The 19,091-nt window shown below is 63.6% G+C and carries 24 protein-coding genes and 1 other RNA gene; 12 read left to right on the plus strand and 13 right to left on the minus strand.

The window, feature by feature from the left end:
• Positions 1–55: 55 nt before the first annotated feature.
• Entirely contained in the window at positions 56–679 is a 624-nt protein-coding gene (locus C1D09_RS18420; RefSeq protein WP_143975658.1) for a hypothetical protein, read from the minus strand.
• Between the two features lie 160 nt (positions 680–839).
• On the opposite strand from C1D09_RS18420, the gene C1D09_RS18425 reads away from it, so the two are divergent.
• Entirely contained in the window at positions 840–1,973 is a 1,134-nt protein-coding gene (locus tag C1D09_RS18425) for a helix-turn-helix domain-containing protein (protein WP_143975659.1), read from the plus strand.
• 16 nt (positions 1,974–1,989) lie between these two features.
• On the opposite strand, the gene C1D09_RS18430 is transcribed toward C1D09_RS18425, so the two are convergent.
• Positions 1,990–2,619 (minus strand): TetR/AcrR family transcriptional regulator, encoded by a 630-nt coding sequence (locus tag C1D09_RS18430; RefSeq protein WP_143975660.1) that lies wholly within the window; start codon positions 2,617–2,619, stop codon positions 1,990–1,992.
• A gap of 124 nt (positions 2,620–2,743) precedes the next feature.
• On the opposite strand from C1D09_RS18430, the gene C1D09_RS18435 reads away from it, so the two are divergent.
• Together C1D09_RS18435 and C1D09_RS18440 are read left to right on the plus strand one after the other, a co-directional pair.
• Positions 2,744–3,571 (plus strand): NAD(P)H-binding protein, encoded by an 828-nt coding sequence (locus C1D09_RS18435; RefSeq protein ID WP_143975661.1) that lies wholly within the window; start codon positions 2,744–2,746, stop codon positions 3,569–3,571.
• A 1-nt stretch (position 3,572) separates the two neighbouring features.
• A complete protein-coding gene (locus tag C1D09_RS18440) occupies positions 3,573–4,049 on the plus strand; it encodes an anthrone oxygenase family protein (RefSeq protein ID WP_143975662.1) in 477 nt (158 codons plus the stop codon).
• A 30-nt stretch (positions 4,050–4,079) separates the two neighbouring features.
• Here the strand turns inward: C1D09_RS18440 and C1D09_RS18445 are convergent, their stop codons facing one another.
• From C1D09_RS18445 to C1D09_RS18455, 3 genes are all read right to left on the minus strand, one after another.
• A complete protein-coding gene (locus tag C1D09_RS18445) occupies positions 4,080–4,406 on the minus strand; it encodes an Rdx family protein (RefSeq protein WP_143975663.1) in 327 nt (108 codons plus the stop codon).
• A complete protein-coding gene (locus tag C1D09_RS18450) occupies positions 4,406–5,155 on the minus strand; it encodes a YebC/PmpR family DNA-binding transcriptional regulator (protein ID WP_143975664.1) in 750 nt (249 codons plus the stop codon). Before C1D09_RS18450 ends, C1D09_RS18445 begins: the two co-directional genes overlap by 1 nt.
• A gap of 213 nt (positions 5,156–5,368) precedes the next feature.
• A complete protein-coding gene (locus C1D09_RS18455) occupies positions 5,369–5,692 on the minus strand; it encodes an ArsR/SmtB family transcription factor (RefSeq protein WP_143975665.1) in 324 nt (107 codons plus the stop codon).
• A gap of 51 nt (positions 5,693–5,743) precedes the next feature.
• Here C1D09_RS18455 and C1D09_RS18460 point away from each other — a divergent pair, with 51 nt between their 5' ends.
• From C1D09_RS18460 to C1D09_RS18475, 4 genes are read left to right on the plus strand one after another with little or no spacing between them, the layout of a single operon-like run.
• Entirely contained in the window at positions 5,744–6,226 is a 483-nt protein-coding gene (locus C1D09_RS18460) for an SRPBCC domain-containing protein (RefSeq protein ID WP_143975666.1), read from the plus strand.
• 23 nt (positions 6,227–6,249) lie between these two features.
• The gene (locus tag C1D09_RS18465; protein WP_143975667.1) at positions 6,250–6,642 is read left to right on the plus strand and encodes a VOC family protein; all 393 of its coding nucleotides are present in this window, start codon (positions 6,250–6,252) and stop codon (positions 6,640–6,642) included.
• Positions 6,643–6,698: 56 nt separating this feature from the next.
• Positions 6,699–7,061, plus strand: a complete 363-nt coding sequence (locus C1D09_RS18470) for a hypothetical protein (protein ID WP_143975668.1) — start codon at positions 6,699–6,701, stop codon at positions 7,059–7,061.
• Between the two features lie 26 nt (positions 7,062–7,087).
• Positions 7,088–7,555, plus strand: a complete 468-nt coding sequence (locus tag C1D09_RS18475) for an SRPBCC family protein (RefSeq protein ID WP_143975669.1) — start codon at positions 7,088–7,090, stop codon at positions 7,553–7,555.
• A gap of 19 nt (positions 7,556–7,574) precedes the next feature.
• On the opposite strand, the gene C1D09_RS18480 is transcribed toward C1D09_RS18475, so the two are convergent.
• The 4 genes from C1D09_RS18480 to ssrS form a co-directional block, all read right to left on the minus strand.
• Positions 7,575–8,342: a TerC family protein gene (locus C1D09_RS18480; protein ID WP_143975670.1), complete on the minus strand. Its 768-nt coding sequence runs from the start codon at positions 8,340–8,342 to the stop codon at positions 7,575–7,577.
• A 78-nt stretch (positions 8,343–8,420) separates the two neighbouring features.
• A complete protein-coding gene (locus C1D09_RS18485) occupies positions 8,421–9,245 on the minus strand; it encodes a TIGR00282 family metallophosphoesterase (RefSeq protein WP_019861780.1) in 825 nt (274 codons plus the stop codon).
• Between the two features lie 70 nt (positions 9,246–9,315).
• Complete coding sequence (locus tag C1D09_RS18490; RefSeq protein ID WP_143975671.1) at positions 9,316–9,903, minus strand: 5-formyltetrahydrofolate cyclo-ligase; 588 nt, start codon at positions 9,901–9,903, stop codon at positions 9,316–9,318.
• 95 nt (positions 9,904–9,998) lie between these two features.
• Positions 9,999–10,154, minus strand: a non-coding RNA gene (gene ssrS / locus C1D09_RS18495) — 6S RNA.
• A gap of 136 nt (positions 10,155–10,290) precedes the next feature.
• On the opposite strand from ssrS, the gene C1D09_RS18500 reads away from it, so the two are divergent.
• The 5 genes from C1D09_RS18500 to msrB all read left to right on the plus strand — a co-directional run bounded on the left by C1D09_RS18500 (position 10,291) and on the right by msrB (position 14,189).
• Positions 10,291–11,130, plus strand: coding sequence for an AAA family ATPase (locus tag C1D09_RS18500; protein WP_143975672.1), 840 nt, complete (start codon positions 10,291–10,293; stop codon positions 11,128–11,130).
• A gap of 91 nt (positions 11,131–11,221) precedes the next feature.
• Positions 11,222–11,668: a GNAT family N-acetyltransferase gene (locus C1D09_RS18505; RefSeq protein WP_143975673.1), complete on the plus strand. Its 447-nt coding sequence runs from the start codon at positions 11,222–11,224 to the stop codon at positions 11,666–11,668.
• A gap of 7 nt (positions 11,669–11,675) precedes the next feature.
• Positions 11,676–12,866, plus strand: a complete 1,191-nt coding sequence (locus C1D09_RS18510) for a vWA domain-containing protein (protein ID WP_019861785.1) — start codon at positions 11,676–11,678, stop codon at positions 12,864–12,866.
• Between the two features lie 19 nt (positions 12,867–12,885).
• Positions 12,886–13,683: an MBL fold metallo-hydrolase gene (locus C1D09_RS18515; RefSeq protein WP_143975674.1), complete on the plus strand. Its 798-nt coding sequence runs from the start codon at positions 12,886–12,888 to the stop codon at positions 13,681–13,683.
• 101 nt (positions 13,684–13,784) lie between these two features.
• Positions 13,785–14,189: a peptide-methionine (R)-S-oxide reductase MsrB gene (gene msrB, locus C1D09_RS18520; protein ID WP_143975675.1), complete on the plus strand. Its 405-nt coding sequence runs from the start codon at positions 13,785–13,787 to the stop codon at positions 14,187–14,189.
• A 66-nt stretch (positions 14,190–14,255) separates the two neighbouring features.
• Here the strand turns inward: msrB and C1D09_RS18525 are convergent, their stop codons facing one another.
• The 4 genes from C1D09_RS18525 to pyc all read right to left on the minus strand — a co-directional run bounded on the left by C1D09_RS18525 (position 14,256) and on the right by pyc (position 18,941).
• Positions 14,256–14,564 (minus strand): hypothetical protein, encoded by a 309-nt coding sequence (locus tag C1D09_RS18525; RefSeq protein ID WP_246135802.1) that lies wholly within the window; start codon positions 14,562–14,564, stop codon positions 14,256–14,258.
• A gap of 7 nt (positions 14,565–14,571) precedes the next feature.
• On the minus strand, positions 14,572–15,012 hold the full coding sequence (locus C1D09_RS18530) for a hypothetical protein (RefSeq protein WP_143975677.1): 441 nt from the start codon (positions 15,010–15,012) through the stop codon (positions 14,572–14,574).
• A 49-nt stretch (positions 15,013–15,061) separates the two neighbouring features.
• Positions 15,062–15,322 carry a DUF2312 domain-containing protein gene (locus tag C1D09_RS18535; protein WP_010912082.1) on the minus strand — a complete coding sequence of 87 codons (261 nt, stop codon included), beginning with the start codon at positions 15,320–15,322 and terminating at the stop codon, positions 15,062–15,064.
• Between the two features lie 160 nt (positions 15,323–15,482).
• Complete coding sequence (gene pyc, locus C1D09_RS18540) at positions 15,483–18,941, minus strand: pyruvate carboxylase (protein WP_143975678.1); 3,459 nt, start codon at positions 18,939–18,941, stop codon at positions 15,483–15,485.
• Between the last annotated feature and the right edge of the window lie 150 nt (positions 18,942–19,091).

Raw genomic sequence — 19,091 nt, forward strand, 5'->3', positions numbered from 1 at the left:
CCCTTGATCACTACCGAGGGTTTGGCGCCGGCGGTGTTGGCAAGCGAGCTGTCGACTAGCGACGCGGTGGCGGTGACCGAATAACCGATCGCAACCCCCTGGCCGAAGGACAGCGTGGCATCCAGCGCTTTGCCGGTGATGGCGATGTTCTCGTCCTTCCTGACGCTGCCGAAGGCGAGATGGCCTTCAGCGCGTCACCCCTGAGGTCGACGCTCGAGGCATGCCCGTCCAGCGACACGTCGGCTGCCTTGCTGGTTATGGCGATGGTGGAGAAATTCCCCGTCATGCTGGCCTGCAGCGCTGCCTGGTCGATCGAGACCGAACTTTCGGGCTGCATGTTGGCGTTGATCTCGACCCTGCAGTCTGACGGATCCAACCATGACGAAGGGGCAACGTCGATGCGCAATGTCGAGGCCTCCAGCTTCATATCGCTGGCAGAACGGCAGTCATTGGCGAACCAGCTCGAATACCAGCGCGCGAACCAGCCTTCGCGGCGGCTGCCGATCGTCACCTGGTAAGGGGCCGAAGCCGAAGCGGTGAGCCGGACGGAACTGGCTTCGCCCGATATGACGACGGCGGTCACGCCGGCGAGATCGAGCGTCTTGCCAGTATCCCCGCTTGCGGGTGAGGCAAGCGCTGCGCTGCCAAATGACAGCAAGGCGAGAATTGCGGATTTCATTGATATCTCCGATCATGTGTGGCGGTCCCCGCTGGACCGTGGCGCTGTCGGAATGAACCGGGATGTCGATTTCCGCGACCTCGATCACGATCCGGGACGACCGTGAACGCAATCCGGGCCATTGTCGGTCGCTGCCAGCCTTAGAACCACGCCTGCGATCATGATTTTCATTCCCCTGCCGTTCGTCGTCTCCCTGCTGCTCGTCATTCTGCTCGTGCGGATGGCCCGCCGGGCCGACCTGCGCGAGAACATGTTCTTCATGCTGCTGATGGGGATCTACGCCTTGCAGTCGGTGCTGATCGGCATGCGCTGGGGTTATGATGCCAGGGTCGTCATGCCGGTCCTGTCCTTGATAGCGACGCTGATCGCGCCGCTTGCCTGGATCGCTTTCAGCGGCCTGACGAAGGAACGGTCGGAGCATCGCCTGGCCCGGCTGTGGCCGCATATGCTGCCGGCCTGCCTGGCAGCCCTCCTGATGACCTTCTGGCGCGAGCCGGTCGGGCCGCTGATTATCCTGGTGTTCCTGTCATATGGGTTGGCGCTTCTTTGGCTTGCACTGGCCGGCCCGGACGTCCTTGTCGAATCGCGCCTCGACGGCGTCTTGCGGTCCTACCGGTCGCTGTGGGTTACGGCGCTGGCGATCCTCGCATCGCCCATCACCGACATCTTCATCAGTCTCGACATGCAATGGGCTGGCGGCGTTCATTCCGGCGCGATCATAGCCGGCGGCAGCGTGCTGGCTCTATTGCTGCTCGGTGGCGCCGCCGCAGTCGCCAGCGAAGAAGCCGCTCCGGGCGAAGACGACGACGAAGCGGATCGGGCGCATGCACAGACCACGCCAAGGGCGACCGGCGAAGATTCTGCGGTCGCGGCGGCGGTCGACGCGCTGATGCGGTCGAAGCAACTCTACAAGGACGTCGATCTCAACCTTGGGCGCATCGCCAGGCGGCTCGGCCTGCCGGCACGGCAAGTGTCGTCGGCGATCAACCGCATCCACGGATCGAGCGTGTCGCAGTATGTCAACAATCAGAGGATCGAGGAGGCGCGCCGCCTGCTGGTGACGACGGACGAGCCGGTCACCCGCGTCATGTTCGATGCCGGCTTCCTCAGCAAATCGAACTTCAACCGCGAGTTCCTGCGCATCACCGGCCTGAGCCCGAAGGCATGGCGGCTCGAGCACCAGCCGCCAGGCGGTGCGATGTCGGTCACATCCTCGCCGGCCGAAGCCTTGCCGGCCAAGTCCTTGCCGGCCAAGTCCTTGCCGGCCCAGTCCATGCAAGGCAGGGGAAAATAACTCCGCGCAGCGCCACTCAATCGCCGGCCAGTTCCCGCAGCGCCATGCGCTTGTAGGCGGCGACCAGCCTGTCGCCCTCCTCCCGCTCGACCGAGATGGCCAGCCGCACCGCGGCCTCGCCCATTTGCCAGACGAGAAACGCCGTGGTCTCCAGGGCAAGGGAATCGGCGCCGGGACGCAGGCGCTTCAGCACCGCGACGAGAAACTCCGCATTGGCCCGGCTGTCGGCGAGTTCGAGCTGGCGCAGCGCCTTGTCGGCCTGCGTGCCCGACCAGATGTCGCGCATCACCGGCTCGGCCAGGAACAGCCCGTAATAGATATCGACCAGCTCCGAGAAAGCCCGCCGCAGGCCTTCGGCGTCGCTGACATCCTTGAGCGCGGCCGCGATGCAGGCCTGGCTTTCGGCCGTGTAGCGCTCGGCCAGTGCCCAGATGATCGCCCGCTTGTCGGGAAAGAACTGGTAGAGCGAGCCGATCGACACCCCTGCCCGTTCGGCGACCTCGCCCATGCGCATGGCGTCGCTGCCCTGCTCGGTGATCAGCGCCGAGGCCGCGGCCAGCATGCGCTCCACCCGCTCGCGGCTGCGCTGCTGACTTGGCGCCCGTCGTGGCGAAGCGATCTGCTCGTTGGCCGGCGTGACTTCCATGACTGTCTCCAACAAGGCGTTCGGCACAATCACCGAAAAAATGGCTTGACCCGCAAAATACGAGGGTTTATCACGTTTTGCAAATGTGAGGATTTCTCACGTTTATAAACGGAGGAACATCACCATGACCGACACCAAACCAATTCTTATCCTCGGCGGCACCGGCAAAACTGGCCGCCGCCTTGCCGAGCGGCTGACGGCGCGCGCCATTCCGGTACGGATCGGCTCGCGTTACGGCACGCCGCTTTTCGACTGGGAGGCTCCCGCAAGCTGGGCTCCCGCACTCGAAGGCGTCAGCGCGGTCTACATCAGCTACTATCCCGACATCGCCGTGCCGGGCGCCGCAGAAGTGATCGATGCCTTCACCCGCCTTGCCGTGGAGCATGGCGTTCGCCGGCTGGTGCTGTTGTCGGGGCGCGGCGAGCACGAGGCGCAGCGCGCCGAGGAGATGCTGAAAGCTTCCGGGGCCGACTGGACGATCCTGCGCTGCGCATGGTTCTCGCAGAATTTCAGCGAAGGCTTTCTCGTCGAGCCGTTGCTGGCGGGCGAAGTGGCACTGCCGGTCGGACCTGTCGGCGAACCCTTTGTCGATGCAGACGACATCGCTGACGCCGCCGAAGCGGTGCTGACGGAGCCCGGTCATGTCGGCCAGCTCTATGAACTGACGGGGCCGCGGCTGTTGAGCTTCGCCGACGCGGTCGCCGAAATTGCCAAGGCGGTTGGGCGCGACATCCGCTTTGTCAGAATTTCGCATGACGAGTTCGCGGCCGCTGTCGCGTCGCAAGAACTGCCATCCGAAATCGTCTGGCTGCTCGATGAGCTGTTCACCCAGGTGCTCGATGGTCGCAACGAGTCGCTCACTGACGGCATCCAGCGCGTGCTCGGCCGCGCACCGAAAGACTTTTCCGCCTACGCAACCGAAACCGCCGCTGGTCGAATCTGGAGCAACTGAGATGAGCAAGCTTGTCCCCGCCCTCACGATCATCGCCGCAATCGGCTCGGGCGTCGTCGGCGGCGTCTTCTTCGCCTTTTCCAACTTCGTCATGGCAGCACTTGCCCGGCTGCCCGTCCCGAGCGGCATCGCCGCGATGAATTCGATCAACATCATGGTGATCACGCCGACTTTCATGACCGCGCTTTTCGGCACCGGCCTGCTCTGCCTGCTGCTTATCGCCGCCGCCGTCATGGGCTGGAGCCAGTCCGGTTCGTACTGGCTGCTTGCCGGCGCGGTGATCTACGTGATCGGCAACCCGATCGTGACCATGGTCTTCAACGTGCCGCTCAACGATGCGCTTGCCGCCGTCGACCCGGCCAGCAGCAATGGCGCAGCCGTGTGGGCGAACCATCTGAGCCAATGGGTGATGTGGAACCACGTCCGCACCGTCACTGCCATCGTGGCGATGGCCTGCTTTATCTTCGCATTGCTGTGAAGAGGCGTTGCGAAACGCAAAAGGCTCCGCTCAGGCGGGGTCTTCTTGCGCGTGCCCCTTTGACGTGTGGCCCTTGCGGTCGGAATGGCCGAGATCGCGATCGGGATCGATCACGTCACGCACCAGCTGTTTGAGTTTTGCCGCGTCCGGGAAGCCGCCGTCGCGCTTGCGATCCCAGATGAGAACATCATTGCAGGAGATGGTGAAGACACCACCGGTGCCGGGCACCAGCGTCACTTCGCCAAGATCGGTGCCGAAGGTGGAGAGCAGCTCCTGCGCCATCCAGCCGGCGCGCAGCAGCCACTGGCACTGCGTGCAATAGGAGATGCGGATGGCGGGCAGCGGCGTCTCGCTCATCACGCCGCGCTGAGCTTGGCCAAGGTCTCGTCGTCGACTTCGAAGTTGGCGTAGACGCTTTGCACGTCATCGTCGTCCTCGAGCGTGGCGACCAGCTTCATCAGCGACTGTGCCCGCTCCTCGTCAACCGGAACATTGTTCTGCGGCCGCCAGATCAGCTTCACCGATTCCGCCTCGCCGAGCGAGGCTTCCAGCGCCTTCGACACCTCGCCGAGATTCTCGAAGGCGCAATAGATCGTGTGGCCTTCCTCGTCGGTTTCGACGTCGTCGGCGCCGGCTTCGATCGCCGCTTCCATGACCTTGTCGGCGCTGCCGGCCGATGCCGGATAATAGATCTCGCCGACACGATCCCACATGAAGGACACCGAGCCGGTTTCGCCCATCGCGCCGCCGGCCTTGGTGAAGGCGGCGCGCACATTCGACGCCGAGCGGTTGCGGTTGTCGGTCAGCGCCTCGACGATGACGGCGACGCCACCTGGGCCATAGCCCTCATAGCGCACGGCCTCGTAGTTTTCGGCATCGCCCATCGACGCCTTATTGATGGCGCGCTGGATGTTGTCCTTCGGCATCGACACCGCCTTGGCGTTCTGGACCGCCAGCCGAAGGCGTGGATTCATCGATGGGTCGGGCGTGCCACTCTTGGCGGCCACGGTGATTTCGCGCGCCAGCTTGGAAAACATTTTCGACCGCACCGCGTCCTGACGGCCCTTGCGGTGCATGATGTTCTTGAACTGTGAATGGCCAGCCATGGCACCCCTGTCGTGTTCGGCTAGAGCGTTCTGCGGCGAGTTGCATTACCTCGCCTTCTGCAAAATGCTCGAACTCAAAATTTCAGAGCGTCCTTGATGCGTCCGGAGGACGTACGGCGCTCCTTGTCGGAATGGCCGGCTTATAGATAAATCGGCTCAATTCGTCCAGCCGCACCGCGCGCGTGCCGCAACCGGACAGGCTGCCGCAAACGCTTACGCCTCAAGATCGGACTTCAGCCGGTCGATGATGCTGAGAGCATGGCCGGCATACTGGCTGATCCAGCGGTCGTGGATCTGCTTGATCGGCAGTGCGTTGAGGTGGTTCCAGCGCTCGCGTCCGTCGCGGCGCGGGACGATCAGCTCCGCCTCCTCCAGCACCTTCAGGTGCAGCATGACTGTGCAGCGGTCGATATCGGGAAAGGCGGCGCACAGCATGCCGGTTGTCTTCGGCTCATCCTTTAGCTGATCGAGCATTTCGCGCCGGCGCGGATGCGCCAGCGCCTTGAAAACATTGTCGTCTTGCGATCGACTTGACATGTTATCTTTCTATAACATATCGTCGAGCCGATCAAGGATGGAGCTGTGGATATGTCCCTGGGATTCCGCGTTTCCGGCCGCATCGGCAAACCGGTCGCCGAAGTGTTCGACGCCGTCGTCAACCCCAAGAAGCTCAGCGGCTATTTCACCACCATTGGCGGCGCCAGCGCGCCGCTGCGGACCGGCACCGGTGTCGTCTGGTGGGGCAAGGTGCCGGTCGAGGTCGACGAAGTGGTCAAGGACCGCCGTATCGTGCTGCGCTGGGACGCCACCGACGCCGACGGCAGGCCGGCCTACAAGACCCGCATCGAGATGAATTTCGAACCGCTGGACGATGGCGGCACCTTCGTCACCATCGCCGAAAGCGGCTGGCAGGAAGGCGAGGTCGGCCTGAAGAAGTCCTACCTCAACTGCGAGGGCTGGTCGCAGATGCTGGCCTGCATGAAGGCCTATGTCGAATACGGGATCAATCTGCGCGACGGCTATTACCGCAGCGAGATGAAGGGCGAACCCGCCAACGAGAGCAATGTTTGAGCAGGGAAAAATGGAGGTCCGCGATGACGAGAGCAACACCGTTTCTGATGTTCGAGGGCAAGGCCGAGGAGGCCATGGCTCTTTACTGCGAGACCATTCCGGGCAGCAGCATCCTCGACATTACCCGCTATGGTGCCGATGAGGATGGCCCGGAGGGGACGCTGAAGTTGGCGCGCGCTTCCATCGCCGGCCTGGACGTAATGATCTTCAACAGCCCCGTACACCACGCCTTCGGCTTCACGCCGTCGGTCTCGTTCTATGTCGACTGCTCCTCCCTGGAGGAACTGGACCGCATTGTCGACGCACTGGCGAAGGAGGGCGGGTTCCTGATGCCGTCAGGCAATTACGGTTTCAGCCGCCGCTTCGCCTGGCTCAACGACAGGTTCGGTGTCTCCTGGCAGGTCAACCTGGCCTGACCGAACCTGGCCGGAACGATGACGAAGACACCAGGCGCGGCGCAATGGAGACGGCAATGACGACAAAAATCACCGGCGGCATCAACATCGCCATGAAAGTGCCGCCGCATCAGTATGAAGCAACGATCGCCTTCTACCGCGACACGGTCGGCCTGAAGCCATTCACCGCCAAGGCGCCGGCGGTCGGCTTCGAACTCGGGCCCAACCGCCTGTGGATCGACGAGGCGCCGATGTTGAGCCAGGCCGAGGTTTGGCTGGAGCTGTTCACCGAAGATTTCACGACCGCCGCCGCACACCTCGCCGAGGCCGGCATTGTGCGTTGCGATGCCATCGAGCCCTTGGGCGAAGGCTTTCGCGGCGGCTGGATCACCAACCCGGCCAGCATCGTCCACATGCTGCGCGAGCCCGACGCCTGGTGAACGCCACGCCCAGAAAGGAGACCGCCATGGAGATCCGCGAAACCCCGACTGCCGAAGCCGGCATGCTGATCCGACGGCCTGTCGCCGAGGTGTTCGAGGCCATCGTCGATCCGGCCATCACCGCCAAATTCTGGTTCACCCATGGCAGCGGCCGGCTGGACAGCGGCAATGAGGTCCGCTGGGAGTGGCGCATGTATGGCGTCTCGACGACCGCCAAGGTCAGCGAGATCGTCAGGAACGAAAGGATCGTCATGCAATGGGGCGATCCGCCGACGACGGTGGTCTGGACCTTCACCGAAATGCGCGGCGACGCGACCTTCCTCGAGGTCCGCAACTTCGGCTTTTCCGGCACGGGCGATGAACAGGTGAAGGAAGCGATCGGCTCGACCGGCGGCTTCACGTCGGTGCTGGCCGGCGCCAAGGCATGGCTGGAACGGGGCCTGACGCTCGGCCTGATCGGCGACCGCCACCCGGAGGGCGTGCCAGGGCGCTAGATGCCCCGGCGTGCCAGGCTCAATGCCCGTCGCCGGGCCTCGCTTTCTTGCGCCGCCGCGCCAGCATGTTGAGCCCCTCGACCAGGGCCGAGAAACCCATCGCCGCGTAGATGTAGCCCTTGGGCACATGGTAACCCATGCCGTCGGCGATCAGCGTCATGCCGATCATCAACAGGAAGCCCAGGGCCAGCATGACGATGCTGGGGTTCTTGGCAATGAAGTCGGCCAGCGGGCCCGCCGCCAGCATCATCACGCTGACGGCCACGATCACGGCGATGTACATGATGGCGATCTCGTCGGTCATGCCGACGGCGGTGATGATGGAATCAATCGAAAAGACGAGGTCGAGCAGCAGGATCTGGAAGATCGCGCCGGCAAGCGAGATCTTGAGCGTCTCGCCCATCATCGTGTCCTTGTGGTCGTCGGGATCGACCGTGTGATGGATCTCCTTGGTCGCCTTCCACACCAGGAACAGGCCCCCGGCGATCAGGATCAGGTCGCGCCAGGAGAAGCCATGGCCGAAGGCCGTGAAGACCGGCGTCGTCAGCTGGACGATGATCGAGATGGTGGCCAGCAGCACCAGCCGCATGACCAGCGCCGCCGAAATACCGAGCCGGCGGGCGCGGGCCCGCTGCGCTTCCGGCAGCTTGTTGGTCAGGATCGAGATGAAGATCAGATTGTCGATGCCGAGCACGATCTCGAGCACCACCAGCGTCAGCAAGGCGACCCATGCGGTTGGATCGGAAACGAATTGAAAATGCGGCGCAAGAAATTCGATAAGCTGCATGGAGGTCGTTGTCCCCTCTTTTAACGATCTGAAGCAGATGTCGTCGGCAGTTAGGTACTGCGCGCGCCCATATCAACGTCACGACCAGAAGGATGGAGCCGTTTCTTCCAGTCTAGGCCCGCGACGAAACGGCGCGATCTTCTCGGTCAGTCCGGTACGGTCGGAAATATTGACACCGACCCCGCACAAGGTCGCCGGGCCGGTCGCCGCCTCGAAGCGCCCCTTCGGCACCTTCGACAGGAACCGGTTGAGCGGTTCCTCCTTGTCCATGCCAAGCGAGGAATCATAGTCGCCGCACATCCCGGCATCCGACAGATAACCGGTGCCGCCATTGAGGATCTGGTGGTCCGCCGTCGGCTGGTGGGTGTGGGTGCCGACGACGAGACTGGCGCGGCCGTCGACGAAATGCGCAAAGCACATCTTCTCCGAGGTCGCCTCGGCGTGGAAGTCGATCACCACCGCATCCGCCTGCTCGCCGAGCGGGCAGGCGGCAAGTTCGCGTTCGCCGGCCTGGAACGGATCGTCGAGCTCGGGATGCATGAACACCCGGCCCATGATGTTGGCGACCAGCACGCGCGCGCCGCTTCTGGCGATGTAGACGCCGGAGCCGCGCCCGGGCGTACCCTTGGGGAAATTCGACGGACGCAGGAAGCGTTCTTCGCGCGGCGCGAAGGCCAGCGCATCGCGCTGATCCCAGACATGGTTGCCGGTGGTGACGACGTCGGCGCCGGCGGCGATGGTCTCGCGAAAGATCTCTTCGGTGATGCCGAAGCCGCCCGCGGCATTCTCGCCATTGACGATGACGAAATCGAGTTTGAAGTCCGAGATCAGGCCGGGCAGTTGTTCCCACACCGCCGTGCGTCCCGTTTTTCCGACCATGTCGCCGAGGAAGAGAAGTCTCATATGATCCCGCACCGAGAGTCAGCGAAGCAAAAGCTGCATGACATCCGCGAAAAGATCATGCCTCCATTATCTACAATTTTGGCGTGAAGCGGCGCAACCCGCTCTCGGTCAGTATTTCCGGGATGACCACGTCGTGGTTCTCGTCCGGAACCTGCGCCACCTCCTGGCAATCGAAGGCGATGCCGATCAGCCGTGGCGCATGCCCCTTGTCGACCAGCTTCGCGATCGCGCGGTCGTAATAGCCGGCGCCATAGCCGATGCGGTGGCCGCGCGCGTCGAAGGCGGCGAGCGGTACCAGCATCACCTCGGGGTCAAGCACCTCGGCCTCTTCATGGGGTCCGATCGTGCCGAAGCCCATATCCACCATCGGCGCGCCGCGCACCAGCTCGCGAAAGACGATGGTGGTCTTGTCGAGAATGGCGGGCAGGCAAAGCCTGGCGCCCTTTTCGCGCAAGGCGAACATCAAGGGCCTGACGTCGACTTCCGAACGCATCGGCCAGAAGCCGGAGACGATCTGGCCTGGCTCGATGGCCAGATGATCGCGCGCCGTCTCGGCCATTTCGAGCGCCACCTCCACCCTCCAGAACTCATCGAGCGCGTCGCGGCGGCCAAGCGCCTGGAGCCGCAGCTGTTTTTTCAGGTCTTTGAGAGATGTCATGCGCGGACGATAGAAAAGGCCGGATCTGAATGGCGTTTTGGAAGCGACGTTTTCTACGCATCATCCACCGCAATGCATGGATGCGCTGCAAGAAGTGACGATCCACACAACCGGTGGAGAGAGCGATCCCGGGAACCTACAAAGTAGGTGGGCGCCGTGTGAGAAAACCCACGGGTCTTCCCAGGGACAGCTCCCTAAGGATCGTTAAGGCCCCGGGGAAAATGTTCTCCTGCCGGGAAGCGCAGACCGTCCCTCTCAATATAGGCCGCTCATCGGTCAAGCGCCAGTGAGACAGGCGGCCCCGGCGGCTTTATTCGCCATCCGCGCCCCACCCTTGCACAGGTCGGGCGGCGTCCTTACGGTCGCGGGATGAACCAAGGAGCAAAAATGCGTTTCGAAGGCACGGCGGCCTATGTCGCCGACAAGGATCTGATGGTGGCCGTCAACGCTGCGATCGCGCTGGAGCGACCCTTGCTGGTCAAGGGCGAGCCCGGCACCGGCAAGACCGAGCTTGCCCGCCAGGTGGCGGCGGCACTCGGCCTCGATCTCATCGAATGGCACGTCAAATCGACGACGCGGGCCCAGCAAGGCCTTTACGAGTATGACGCCGTGTCGCGTCTGCGCGACAGCCAGCTCGGCGATGCCAGGTTCAACGACATCAAGAACTACATCAAGCGCGGCAAGCTCTGGGAGGCGTTCGCGGCGGGCAAGAAGGTCGTGCTTCTCATCGACGAGATCGACAAGGCCGACATCGAGTTCCCCAACGACCTGCTGCAGGAACTCGACCGGATGGAATTCTTCGTCTACGAGACCGGCGAGACCATCCGCGCCGCGGTGCGACCGATCGTCATCATCACCTCCAACAATGAGAAGGAGCTGCCGGACGCCTTCCTGCGCCGATGCTTCTTCCACTACATCCGCTTTCCCGACGTCGACACGCTGCACAGGATCGTCGACGTCCATTATCCCGGCATCAAGCAGAATCTGGTGCGGGCGGCCCTTACCCGGTTCTACGAGATCCGCGAGGTGCCGGGCCTGAAGAAGAAGCCGTCGACCTCCGAGGCGCTCGACTGGATCCGCCTGCTGGTCGCCGACGACATCGCGCCCGAGGATTTGCGCGCCGACCCGAAAAACGCATTGCCCAAGCTGCATGGCGCGTTGCTGAAGAACGAGCAGGACGTGCATCTGTTCGAGCGGCTGGCCTTCATGGCCAGAAGGCAGCAATAGGCAGGCAGCAATAGCGTTTCCCGGGCTGTGGACCGTTGCTGCCGGCCGGAGGGCAAGGCAGCTTCGGCCATAACCATTCGGAGGAGAAGAAATGTCCGAGATCGTTGTCCGCCCGCTCGCGCAGTCCGACCACGCCGACTGGACGCGCCTGTGGACCGACTACCTCACCTTCTATGAAACCAGGCTGCCGGAAGAGGTCTACGCCGTCACCTGGAAGCGGCTGTTCACGGCGGGCGAATTCGAGCCGAAGGGTTTTATCGCCACGCTCGACGGCAGGGCTGTCGGTCTCACCCACTATCTCTACCATCGCTCGGGCTGGTCCGAGAAAAACAACTGCTATCTGCAGGATCTGTTCGCCGACCCGGACGTGCGCGGCAAGGGCATCGGTGCGGCGCTGATCAATGCCGTGAAGGACGCGGCGGAAAAAATCGGCGTCAAGAACGTCTACTGGATGACGCACGAAACCAACGCCACGGCACGCAAGCTCTACGATCACGTGGCGCGCCGCACGGGCTTCATCGAGTATGATCTGCTGTAGATAGACGATGTTCATTCCCTTCTTCCTCGAACTGAAGGCCGCACGGGTTCCCGTCTCGCTGAGGGAATACCTGTCGCTGCTGGAAGGGCTGGAAGCCGGGCTGGTCGACTATGACGTCGAGGGCTTTTATTACCTGGCCCGCGCCGCTTTGGTGAAGGACGAGCGCCATATCGACCGCTTCGACCAGGTGTTCGCGCATGTCTTCAAGGGCATCGAGGCGCTGGGCGGACCGGATGCGGTGGACGTTGCCAACATCCCGGAAGAGTGGCTGCGCCGGCTCGCCGAAAAGCACCTGACCGAGGAGGAGAAAAAGCTTGTCGAGGCGCTCGGCGGCTTCGAAAAGCTGATGGAGACCCTGAAGCAAAGGCTCGAGGAGCAAAAAGGCCGCCACCAGGGCGGCTCGAAATGGATCGGCACCGGCGGTACCTCGCCCTTCGGCGCCTATGGCTACAATCCCGAAGGCGTGCGCATCGGCCAGCACGAAAGCCGCAACCGCCGCGCGGTAAAGGTCTGGGACAAGCGCGAGTTCCGCAATTTCGACGATGCCGTCGAGCTCGGCACCCGCAACATCAAGATCGCGCTGAAGCGCTTGCGCCGCTGGGTGCGCGAAGGCGCCGAGGAAGAATTCGACCTGCCCGGCACCATCCACGCCACCGCCGAGCATGGCTATCTCGACGTGCAGACGCGGCCCGAGCGGCGCAACGCGGTGAAGCTTTTGATGTTCTTCGATGTCGGCGGCTCGATGGACGACCACATCAAGAGCGTCGAGGAGCTTTTTTCGGCGGCGCGTGCGGAATTCCGCCAGCTCGAATATTTCTACTTTCACAACTGCCTCTACGAAGGCGTGTGGAAGGACAACCGGCGCCGGCATGCGGAGGTGATCCCGACCTTCGACCTCCTCCACAAATACGGACCGGACTACAAGGTGATCGTCGTCGGCGACGCCTCGATGAGCCCTTACGAGATCGCCCACCCCGGCGGCTCGGTCGAGCACTGGAATCCGGAGGCCGGCGCCGTCTGGCTCGGCCGCCTGCTGCAGCAATGGCCGAATGCGGTATGGCTCAACCCCGAGAGCGAAAAGAACTGGGGTTACACCCATTCGATCGCCATGATCCGCGACATTTTCGGCGGCCGCATGTTCCCGCTGACGCTGGCCGGGCTCGAAAGCGCGACGAAGCAGCTTTCTCGAAAACATTGAAGGACCGACGGGAGATCCGATGAGCTGCTTCCTCTGCCTGCAGTGCGGCGTCCAGTTCGCGGCCACGGAGACGCCGCCGCAACACTGCCCGATCTGCGAGGATGAGCGGCAGTTCGTGCGCTGGGAAGGCCAGGCCTGGGTAACGCCGCAGGAGCTTGCCGCCGGGCATCGGTTGGTGATGAGGGACGATGCCGGCGTGCTCGGCTTCGGCATCGAGCCGCGCTTCGCCATAGGCCAGCGGGCGCAGCTGGTGCAGACGACGCATGGCAATGTGCTGTGGGACTGCGTCTCGATGGTGAGCGACGAGGCGGTGGCCGAGATCAACCGGCGCGGCGGCCTGGCAGCCATCGCCATCTCGCACTGCCACTTCTACTCGGCGATGGCATGTTGGAGCGAAGCGTTCGGCGGCGTGCCGATCTATCTCCACGCCGACGACCGCCAATGGATCATGCGACCGCATCCCTCGATCGTCAGCTGGCACGGTGAGACGCTTGCCCTCAATCCGTCGCTGACACTCGTGCGCTGCGGCGGCCACTTTTCCGGCAGCCAGGTGCTGCATTGGCAGCGAGAGGGCGGCAACGCCCTGCTGACCGGCGACACCGTGCAGGTGACGCCGACGCGCCGCCATGTCAGCTTCATGTACAGCTATCCGAACCAGATACCGCTCAACGCGGCAGCCGTACGCCGCATCGCGACGGCACTGGAGCCATTCGACTTCGACGACATCCGCGGCGCATGGTGGGACCTGAACATCATCGGCGGCGGCAAGACGGCCCTGGCGACCTCTGTCGCGCGCTATCTGGCGGCGATAGGATGATGATGGTCAGCGGGCATGCCGGCAAACCTTGTAACAAATGCCTATTTGTTGCGAATATGAGGTTGCAACAAAGAACGAGCCGCCAAGGCTGAGGAGATCAAATGGACACCCACACCTACCCCGTCACCCGCACCGATGCCGAATGGCGCGCCCGGCTGACGCCGGAGCAATATGCGGTCATGCGCAACCACGGCACCGAGCGGCCGGGAAGCTGCGCTTTGCTCTACGAAAAGCGCGCCGGGACATTTTCCTGCGTCGGCTGCGACCAGCCGCTGTTCGAATCCAAGCTGAAGTTCGAGAGCGGCACCGGCTGGCCGAGCTTCAACGACCCGGTGCCCGGCTCGATCGAGACCACCGTCGACCGCAGCTACGGCATGGTCCGCACCGAGTGCCATTGCGCGCGTTGCGGCAGCCATCTCGGCCACGTCTTCGAGGACGGCCCGCCGCCGACCGGCCTGCGCTACTGCATCAACGGCGTGGCGCTGACATTCGAGCCGGCCGTCTGATCGGCATCGTTTGGCTTTCGGCAGAGGGCGGCTTCGGCCGCCCTTTTCATGCTGCATTCCGCCGGCTCAGACCACAACCGTGGCGATGAGCCAGAGCGCCGAGCCCAGCAACATCAGCGAGGCCTTGGCGCTCGATTGCTCGGCCGTCCGCCAAACCGCAATGGTGAGGAAGATATTGTAGGGCACAGGTGCGAAATGCACCGCCAGCACGAGCCCGAGCGGCATCTTCAGCACAAGCAGGATCAGAGCGACTATCGACGAGGCAATGCTGATCCCCGTTCCGACCAGCAGCATGTCGAGCCAGAACAGCCGCTCGATCGGCACCTGGCCAAGCCAACGCGACCGGAAGAAGGATCGGGCGCCTTCCGGGGACAACGGCGCCCTACCCGTGTCCAAGCACATCGGCGACGGCGCGCTCGACGCGCGAGCATTCCGTCACCAGCCAGTCGGTCATGGCTGGCCAATTGTCCTCGGCAAAGCAGTTGACCCGCCACATCGAATTGATGCCGAGCCCTTGGCAGCTTTGCTCCGGCCTGAGCTTAAGCCTCTCTTCGATCGCCGGCTGGAACGGCTTCAGCCGCGACCAGCTTTGGGTGGCGCCGAACTTCTCGTTGCGGCCGAAAAAGACGCCGACATGGTTCTGCGCCGGCGCGACATACATGGAAATGACCAGGGCGAAGTCAGGCAGCCCGCGCTGCCAGAACCAGGGACCGCGGCGCGCCAGCCGGGTCCTTTCTTCGGGATGCCGCTCAGCGAACAGCGACCAGAAACCGCGATGGCGGAATTCAGAGGCGCGGCGTCCGCCGTAGTCGAATTCGCTCATGGTTCAAACCGTATCCACGGCAACCGCGTCAGGCGCCGGGCGGTTGGTCTTAGACCATGCCGAGCGCGGCCATGTACAGATCGAGGATGGCATCCTCTTCCTGGCGCTCGGCCTGGTCCTTCTTGCGCAGGCGGATGATGGTTCGTATCGCCTTGGTGTCGAAGCCGGTGCCCTTGGCCTCGGCGAACACTTCCTTGATGTCGTCGGCGATCGTCTTCTTTTCTTCCTCGAGCCGCTCGATGCGTTCGATGAGGGCACGCAGCTGGCCGGCGGCAACAGTCTGGCTGGTCTCGGTGATGTCGTCGGCCATGTTCTTCTCCAAGATTTGTTCGGTGCCGCGACTCGGCGAAAGACGGCGGCAAATTTGAGCCGGTTCGATGCCCGACCGGCGGCGGCGGGTCAAGCTGTTATCGAACAAGGCGCGAGGGCTGCCGACAGAAGCCGACAGCCTGCCCGCTCTTTGCCGGCTCTCAAGCGAAGGCGATCAGCAGATCCTTGGCATCGATCTGGTCGCCGGTCTTGACCAGCACCTCGGCGACGGTACCGTCGCGCTCGGCATGCAGCGCCGTTTCCATCTTCATCGCCTCGATGGAGAGCAGCACGTCACCGGCCTTCACCGCCTGGCCGGTGGCGACCGACAGCGCCGAAACCACGCCCGGCATCGGCGCGCCGACATGCGCCTCGTTGCCAGGCTCTGCCTTGCGGCGCGCCTTGGCGGCGGAAGCACCGTGCGCCCGGTCCGGCACCTTGACGCGCCGCGGCTGACCGTTGAGCTCGAAGAACACGGTGACCATGCCCTTGTCGTCGACATCGCCTATGGCAAGGCAACGCACGACCAGCGTCTTGCCCTTCTCGATGTCGATGAAGATCTCGTCTTCCGACTTCATGCCGTAGAAATAGGTCGGCGTCGGCAGGACGCTGACCGGGCCGTAGGTCTCCTGCGCGCTGGCGAAGTCGGTGAACACCTTCGGATACATCAGCCACGAGGCGAACTCGTATTCCGAGAGCTTGCGCTCGAGCTTCTCCTCGATCTCCTTGCGGCTGGCCTTGAGATCGGCGGGCTTCAGCAGCGAGCCGGGCCGCGCCGTGATCGGCTTGTCGCCTTTCAGCGCCTTCTTCTGCAGCGCCGCCGGCCAACCGCCGGGCGACTGGCCGAGATCGCCACGCAGCATCGAGACGACCGAGTCCGGGAAGGCGATATCCCTGGCCGGGTTCTCGACATCGGCGACGCTGAGGTCCTGGCTGACCATCATCAGCGCCATGTCACCGACGACCTTGGATGACGGCGTCACCTTGACGATGTCGCCGAACATCAGATTGACGTCGTGATAGGTCTGCGCCACCTCGTGCCAGCGCGTTTCCAGCCCGAGCGAGCGCGCCTGTTCCTTGAGGTTGGTGAACTGTCCGCCCGGCATTTCATGCAGATAGACTTCCGAGGCCGGCCCTTTCAGGTCGCTTTCGAAGGCGGCGTACTGGTTACGCACCGCTTCCCAGTAGAACGAGATTTTGCGGATCCATTGCGGGTCGAGGCCGGGGTCGCGCTCGGTGCCCTTCAGCGCCTCGACGATAGAGCCCAGGCAAGGCTGCGACGTGTTGCCGGAGAAGGCATCCATCGCCGCGTCGATGGCGTCGACGCCACTCTCCACCGCCGCCAGCACGGTCGCCGCCGACAGGCCCGACGTGTCATGGGTGTGGAAATGGATAGGCAGGTCGGTCGCCTCGCGCAGTGCCTTGAACAGCACGCGGGCGGCGGCCGGCTTCAACAGACCGGCCATGTCCTTGACGGCGATGATGTGGGCGCCGGCGGCCTGCAGTTCGCCGGCCAGGCCGACATAGTATTTCAGGTCGTATTTGGCCCGCGCCGGATCGAGAATGTCGCCGGTGTAGCACATCGCCGCTTCGATCAGCTTGCCTTCGGCGCCCACCGCATCCATGGCGACGCGCATGTTCTCGACCCAGTTCAGGCAGTCGAAGACGCGGAACAGGTCGATGCCGCCGGCAGCCGCCTGCTTGACGAAATGCTGCACGACATTGTCGGGATAATTGGTGTAGCCGACGCCGTTGGCGCCGCGCAGCAGCATTTGCAGCAGCAGGTTGGGCGCCGCCTCGCGCACCAGCGACAGCCGCTCCCAAGGATCCTCGGTGAGGAAGCGCATGGCGACGTCGAAGGTCGCGCCGCCCCAGCATTCGAGCGACAGAAGCTGCGGCAGGGCGCGCGCGTAGGTGCCGGCAATATTGGCAATGTCATGCGTGCGCATGCGTGTCGCCAGCAGCGACTGGTGGCCGTCGCGCATCGTCGTGTCGGTGACCAGAACTTGCCTTTGCTCGCGCATCCAGCCCGCGAATTTCTCAGGACCCAGCACGTCCAGCATCTGCTTGCTGCCGCCCGGCACATTGCCGTTGATGTAGGGCACGACCGGTGCGGCGGCATCGGCCTTCGGCATCGGCCGGCCGCGCGTCTCGGGGTGGCCGTTGACGCTGACGTCGGCCAGATAGTTGAGCAGCTTTGTGGCGCGGTCCTGCCGTTTGACCTGCTGGAACAGTTCCGGCGTCGTATCGATGAACTTCGTCGTATAGGAATTGTCGGCGAAGCTCGGGTGATTGATGATCGCTTCGAGGAAGGTGAGGTTGGTGGCGACGCCGCGGATGCGGAATTCGCGCAGCGCCCGGTTCATGCGGGCGATCGTCTCGGCCGGCGTCGGCGCCCACGCCGTCACCTTCTCCAGCAGCGGATCGTAGAAGCGGGTGATGACCGCGCCGGAATAGGCAGTGCCGCCATCCAGCCGGATGCCGAAGCCGGTGGCGCCGCGGTATGCGGTGATGCGGCCATAGTCCGGAATGAAATTGTGCTCGGGATCCTCGGTGGTGATACGGCACTGCAGGGCGTGGCCGTTGAGCCTGATGTCCCTCTGCGCCGGCACGCCCGATTGCGGTGTGCCGATGGCGAAGCCGTCGAGGATGTGAATCTGCGCCTTGACGATGTCGATGCCGGTCACCTGCTCGGTGACGGTATGCTCGACCTGGATGCGCGGGTTGACCTCGATGAAATAGAACTTTCCGCTGTCGGCATCCTGCAGGAACTCGACCGTGCCAGCGCCGATGTAGCTGGTCTCGCGCGCGATCTGCAGCGCGTAGCCGCAAAGCTCCTCGCGCTGCGCCATTTCGAGATAGGGTGCCGGCGCCCGCTCGACGACCTTCTGGTTGCGGCGCTGGATCGAGCAGTCGCGCTCGAACAGGTGCACGGCATTGCCATGCGTGTCGCCGAGCACCTGGACCTCCACATGGCGGGCGCGCTCGATCAGCTTTTCGAGATAGACCTCGTCCTTGCCGAAGGCGGCTTTCGCCTCGCGCTTGCCTTCCGTGACCTCACGGGCCAGATCGGCCTCGGAACGGATGGCGCGCATGCCGCGTCCACCACCGCCCCACGAGGCCTTGAGCATCACCGGATAACCGATCTCCTTGGCCAGTTTCTTGACCGCCTCCATATCGTCCGGCAACGGATCGGTGGCGGGAATGACCGGCACGCCGACCTCGATGGCGAGATTGCGCGCCGCGACCTTGTTGCCGAGACGGCGCATCGTGTCCGGCTTCGGCCCGATGAAGGTGATGCCCGCTTGCGCGCAGGCTTCGGCGAATTCGGGGCTTTCGGACAGAAGCCCGTAGCCAGGGTGGATGGCATCGGCGCCCGAGAGCCTGGCGACGCGGATCACCTCCTCGATCGACAGATAACTCTCGATCGGCCCCATATCCTTGGTGAGATGCGGACCGCGCCCAACCTGGTAGCTCTCGTCGGCCTTGAAGCGATGCAGCGAATATTTGTCTTCCTCGGCCCAGATCGCCACGGTTTTGAGGCCCAGCTCGTTGGCCGCGCGAAAGACGCGGATGGCGATTTCTGACCGATTGGCGACGAGGATCTTCGTGATGGCCAAGGACTGGGCTCCAGCAGCGGAAGGGACGGGAAATCGGTGCAATGATTAGCGTGAAAATGCTGCAGTGCAAACAAAATCAGCGCCGGATTAAACCGATTTAAATCAATTATCCGGCCAACACTCGCATGCCTTGGCACCAACGGACGGAAC

It is taken from the genome of Mesorhizobium intechi (assembly GCF_002879535.1).
In the GTDB taxonomy this organism is placed as follows: domain Bacteria; phylum Pseudomonadota; class Alphaproteobacteria; order Rhizobiales; family Rhizobiaceae; genus Mesorhizobium; species Mesorhizobium intechi.